The 4306-nt window shown below is 64.8% G+C and carries 4 protein-coding genes and 1 pseudogene; 1 reads left to right on the top strand and 4 read right to left on the bottom strand.

Annotated elements, in window-relative coordinates:
• From AUC71_RS09580 to AUC71_RS19465, 3 genes are all read right to left on the bottom strand, one after another.
• On the bottom strand, positions 1-681 hold a 681-nt coding region (locus AUC71_RS09580), incomplete at its 3' end, for a vWA domain-containing protein (RefSeq protein WP_069624085.1).
• A gap of 88 nt (positions 682-769) precedes the next feature.
• Positions 770-2371 (bottom strand): serine hydrolase, encoded by a 1602-nt coding sequence (locus tag AUC71_RS09575; protein ID WP_069624084.1) that lies wholly within the window; start codon positions 2369-2371, stop codon positions 770-772.
• A 133-nt stretch (positions 2372-2504) separates the two neighbouring features.
• Positions 2505-2717, bottom strand: a complete 213-nt coding sequence (locus tag AUC71_RS19465) for a hypothetical protein (RefSeq protein ID WP_158007782.1) — start codon at positions 2715-2717, stop codon at positions 2505-2507.
• A 210-nt stretch (positions 2718-2927) separates the two neighbouring features.
• On the opposite strand from AUC71_RS19465, the gene AUC71_RS09565 reads away from it, so the two are divergent.
• A complete protein-coding gene (locus AUC71_RS09565; RefSeq protein ID WP_342021833.1) occupies positions 2928-3515 on the top strand; it encodes an SET domain-containing protein in 588 nt (195 codons plus the stop codon).
• Here the strand turns inward: AUC71_RS09565 and AUC71_RS20285 are convergent.
• Positions 3490-4306 (bottom strand): annotated as a pseudogene (locus AUC71_RS20285) (phytoene desaturase family protein); the annotation flags it as partial. The gene AUC71_RS09565 and the pseudogene AUC71_RS20285 sit on opposite strands and share 26 nt — an antisense overlap.

Here is a 4306-nt window from a genome sequence, read left to right as displayed (position 1 = left end):
GAGCGTCTTCTCGAACGCTTCCACCAGGTCCTGCCGGTTCTCCGCGGTGATGTAGAGGCCGCCGGTTTCCTCGGCGAGACATTTCACGTCGAGGAAGCTTTGCGCGCCGGTCCAGCGGAACGCCCTCAGCTGATAGCCGACCACATGGACGGTCAGCTTCCGGCCGCTTGCCTTGATGATCTTGCCGAGCTCGCAAGGCGCCCCGCCGCAGGTTTCCTCGCCGTCGGTCAGCAGCACGATGACGCCCGGCTTGTCTTTGGACTCGAGCGCCGCCGCGGCCACCTTCACCGCCGAGACGAGCGGCGTCTTGCCGGCCGGGTTGATCTTGTTGACCACGCTCATGATGGGCTGGGTCGCGTTCCACATGGGCTCGAAGTCGAGCTGGACGTTGCATTGCTCGTAGGGGCCCGGGCCGTAGGTGATGAGGCCGATCTTGCGGTACCGCGCGGCATGGGGCAGCACCTGGGCCAGGGCGATGCGGACCTCGTCGATGCGCGTCACGTCGCTGAACAGGCCCTGGACCGTGTTGCCGGCCATGGAGCCTGAGGCGTCGAACACGATCATGGCATCCTCGGTGCATTGCTGCCGCGCCTCGTCCGGCGCCTGGGCAGCGGTGGGTCCGGCGAAAACTGCGATGAGCGCGAGCGCGGCGAAGCCCACGAAGCGTGACAGCCTGGTCATGCCCGACCTTAGCTTAGAACGCGGAGCGCCGCGTTCCCAATCGCGTGAGACCGGCCGGGCGCATCCGGCGTCTCACCGGCCTCGCCCGCTACTCGCGCACGAACGTGCCGAGGCCGTTCCGGTCGTAGTAATCGAGCACGACCTTACTCGCCTTGCCGTCGTCGCCGACGGTGAAGATCGCCCCGGCAAGCCCGTTGGCGTTCTCGCCGATGGTCTCGAAGCTGAAGGTGTCGCCGTCGAAATGGCTGAGCGCGAAGGTGACCGGCGCGCCTTGCGGTCCCAGGGTCATCGAGAGCGCATCGCCGTCGTCTGCGACCGTGAGCGGGCCGTAATAGGCATTGCCGTAGCGTCCCGTGTAAGCGGCAAGGTCCTGCGCGGGCTTCGGCTCCGCCGGCAGTTTCGCGTAGTCTACCTCCGGTGCGTCGGCCGCGCGCATCTGGTCGAAGAGGCCGCCCATGAAGCCGACCCAGTCCACGGTCTGCTTGCCGTTCTGGGCGACATCGAGAAAGGCCGCGCCGACCGCCTCGGCGACGCCGATGGGCATGCCGTTGGTGAGCACGACGATGCCGAGATCCTCGCCCGGCATGAAGGTGACGAAGGTCGCGGTGCCGAGCTCGAAGGCGCCGGAATGACCGAGGCGCACGCGGCCTTCGTCGTCGTAGGAAACGTTCCAGCCGAAACCGTAGAAGCCGGCGGGGGTGGCGACGGAGCGCGGCGGTCCCGGGATCATTTGCGGCACGTGGGCGGGCTCGAGCGCGTCCGCCTTGACGATCTCCTTGCCGTCGAGCGTGCCGTCGCCGAGGAGGCGCATGAAGCGCAGCATGTCGTTCAACGAAGCGGATGCGCCGCCGGCGGGCGCTTCGGCATCGGCGTTGCGGTCGAATTTCGCGGCCCAAGTCCCGTCCTTGAGGCGCGCGTGGATATGGGCCCGGTCCTTATGCGCCAGATAGTCCGCGTGGCGGAAGCTGGCGGTGGTCATGCCGGCGGGGGTGAACAGAACCGAGTCCGCCAGGTCCTCCCAGCTTTTACCGGCGGCTGTCGCGGCGGCGATGCCGCCGGCGGTATAGCCGAAATTGCTGTAATGATAGGTGGAGCGGAATGGGTCGAGCGGCTGTTGGTCGATTTGCGAGAGGATGTAGTCGCGGTCAAAGCCGAGATCTTCCAAGAGGTCGCCGGAACCCGTGCGCAGGCCGCTGCGATGAGACATCAGATCGGCGATGGTGGCGTTCTCGGTGACATACGCGTCGCTCAGCGCGAAGGCCGGATTGTAGCCCTTCGCCTTGCCGTGCCAGTCGACCACACCCTCGCCCACGAGATGGGCGACGATGGTCGAGGCGATCGGCTTCGACACCGAGGCCAGCAGGAACACCGTGTCGGGATCGATCTTGCCGGGCTTGCCTATTTCACGGAGGCCGAAGCCCTCGGCATAGATCACCTGATCCTTGTAGACGATTCCGACCGCCAAGCCCGGGAGGCCGGTCCGCTTCATGGCGTCGGCGACGATGCCGTCCAGTGCGGCCGTGGCCTTGTCGATATCGGCCTGGTCGAACAGCGGCGGCACCGGAGACACCGGCGCCTCCAGAAGGGCTTTGCTCGCGCCCTGCGCGATCGAAGCGGATGGCAGACCGAGGGCGAGCGCCGCGGCCCACATCAAGGCGACGAAGACATTCGGCACGGGAAGAGGCGGCATGAGCGGTCTCCAAGGAAAGGGGCCGCCACTATTCACCAGGACGCCGGTCGGAGCAAAACCTATCCCCGACCGATAGGGCATCGCAGACTGAGAAGCGAGGTGGGTGACCGCAGCGGCCGCCGTCTGAGGACGCCTAGGCGGCCTTGCGAGACTCCGGAAGGGGGGCGAAGTCGGCGGCCGACAGATCGGCTGCGGCGTTGCCCCCATGCCTCTCGGCTCTGTCTCCCGCCTCGGCGAGAATGGAGCCGGCAACGACATGGAGCGAGGGGGCGAGATATTTGGACATGGAGGTCAAAGACAGGAAAATTAGGCTGTCCAACAAGAATATCTCGACTTTCTCAGCCATCGTCCGCGCCATGCGAATTCGCTCCCTGTGCCGCTCTGTAAAGCACTGGGGGCGACGCTAAGGGCGCTGCATGACGGTTTGATGGAACAATTGATTCAGTTTTTTGACAGGGGAAATACAAGAACCGTGAGACCGACTGGAGACGATCTGCTTTCGCAGGGAAGGCATGCACGGGCATGCCGTTGCTTGCTGCTCTGTCGCCCATGAGTTATGAGCACCCTTCATGACAAGGTTGCCCGTCTCAATACCATGGAGGTCATGCGCCTCCAGGCTCTGACCGGCGGGCGAGATCGAGGGAACGGCAACCCGCCGACGACCAGGGTTCAGACACCGAGGCCAATGAGAAAATCGAAGTTCACCCCCGGCGGGTTCGATCTCGCCGTCAAGAAGGCGCGCGCGGGGCGCGGCCTGTTCGCCCAAGAGACCATTCCGAAGGGCGTCTGCATCATCGAATATGTCGGCCGCACGCTCACGGCAAAGGAAGAGGAGACGAGCCGCAGCCGCTATCTGTTCGAGGTCACCAAGAAGAAGACCATCGACGGCTGGAACAAGAGAAACACCGCGCGCTATATCAACCATTCCTGCCGGCCGAATTGCGAGATCGAGATCCGCAAGAAGCGCGTCTTCGTGATGTCGAAGCGGAAGATCCAGCCGGGCGAGGAGCTCGGCTACAACTATGGCAAGAGCTATTTCGACTCCTTCCTCAAGCCCATCGGCTGCCGCTGCCTCAAATGCATGCCGGAGAAGGAATGGAAGAAGGTCAGCGCCAAGCTTAAAAGGAAGAAGAAAAAGGCTTGAGGTCGGAGAGGATCGCGCGGGCCGCGTTGTGGCCCGGCGCGCCGGTGACGCCACCGCCAGGATGCGCCCCGGAGCCGCAGTGATAGAGCCCAGGTAAAGGGCCGCGGTAGTCGGCGTAGCCCAGCATGGCCGTGCGGAGAACAGCTGATTGAGCGTCAGCGCCCCGTGAAAGATGTCGCCGCCGACGAGCCCGAACTCGCGTTCCAGATCGAGCGGGCTCAAGGCTTGTCTTCCCACAACGCTGTTGGCGAAACCGGGCGCGTAAGCGTCGACCGTGGCAATCATCAGGTCGGCGACCTCGTCGCGGGCCTCGTCCCAGGAGCGCCCGTCCGGCAGCTCGGGCGCCACATGCTGGCAGAACAAACTCGCCACATGGGCGCCGGGCGGGGCGAGGCTGTCGTCTAGGGTCGAGGGGATGAGCATCTCGATGATCGGCTCCCGGCTCCAGCCGTATGTGCGCGCATCGCGATAAGCCTTGTCCATGTAGTCGAGGCTCGGGGCGATGATGACGCCGGCCCCGTGGTGTGCGCTGGCCTCCTTGCCGGGCAGGGCGGCAAAGTTCGGCAGTTCCGACAGCGCGACATTCATGCGGAACGTGCCCGAGCCGCACTTGAAGTTCCGCATGCGCCTCAGGAAGTCGGACGGCAAGGCGTCTTCCGGCATGAGCCGTGTGTAGAGCAGTTTGAGGTTTACGTTTGCGGCAAGCGCGCGGCCTTTGACGACGCTGCCGTCTTTGAGCACGACGCCTGTCGCGCGGCCTTTCTCGACGAGAACTTCGGCGACCTCCGCGT

It is taken from the genome of Methyloceanibacter marginalis (genome assembly GCF_001723295.1).
In the GTDB taxonomy this organism is placed as follows: domain Bacteria; phylum Pseudomonadota; class Alphaproteobacteria; order Rhizobiales; family Methyloligellaceae; genus Methyloceanibacter; species Methyloceanibacter marginalis.
This window is presented reverse-complemented; position numbering and strand designations above follow the sequence as displayed.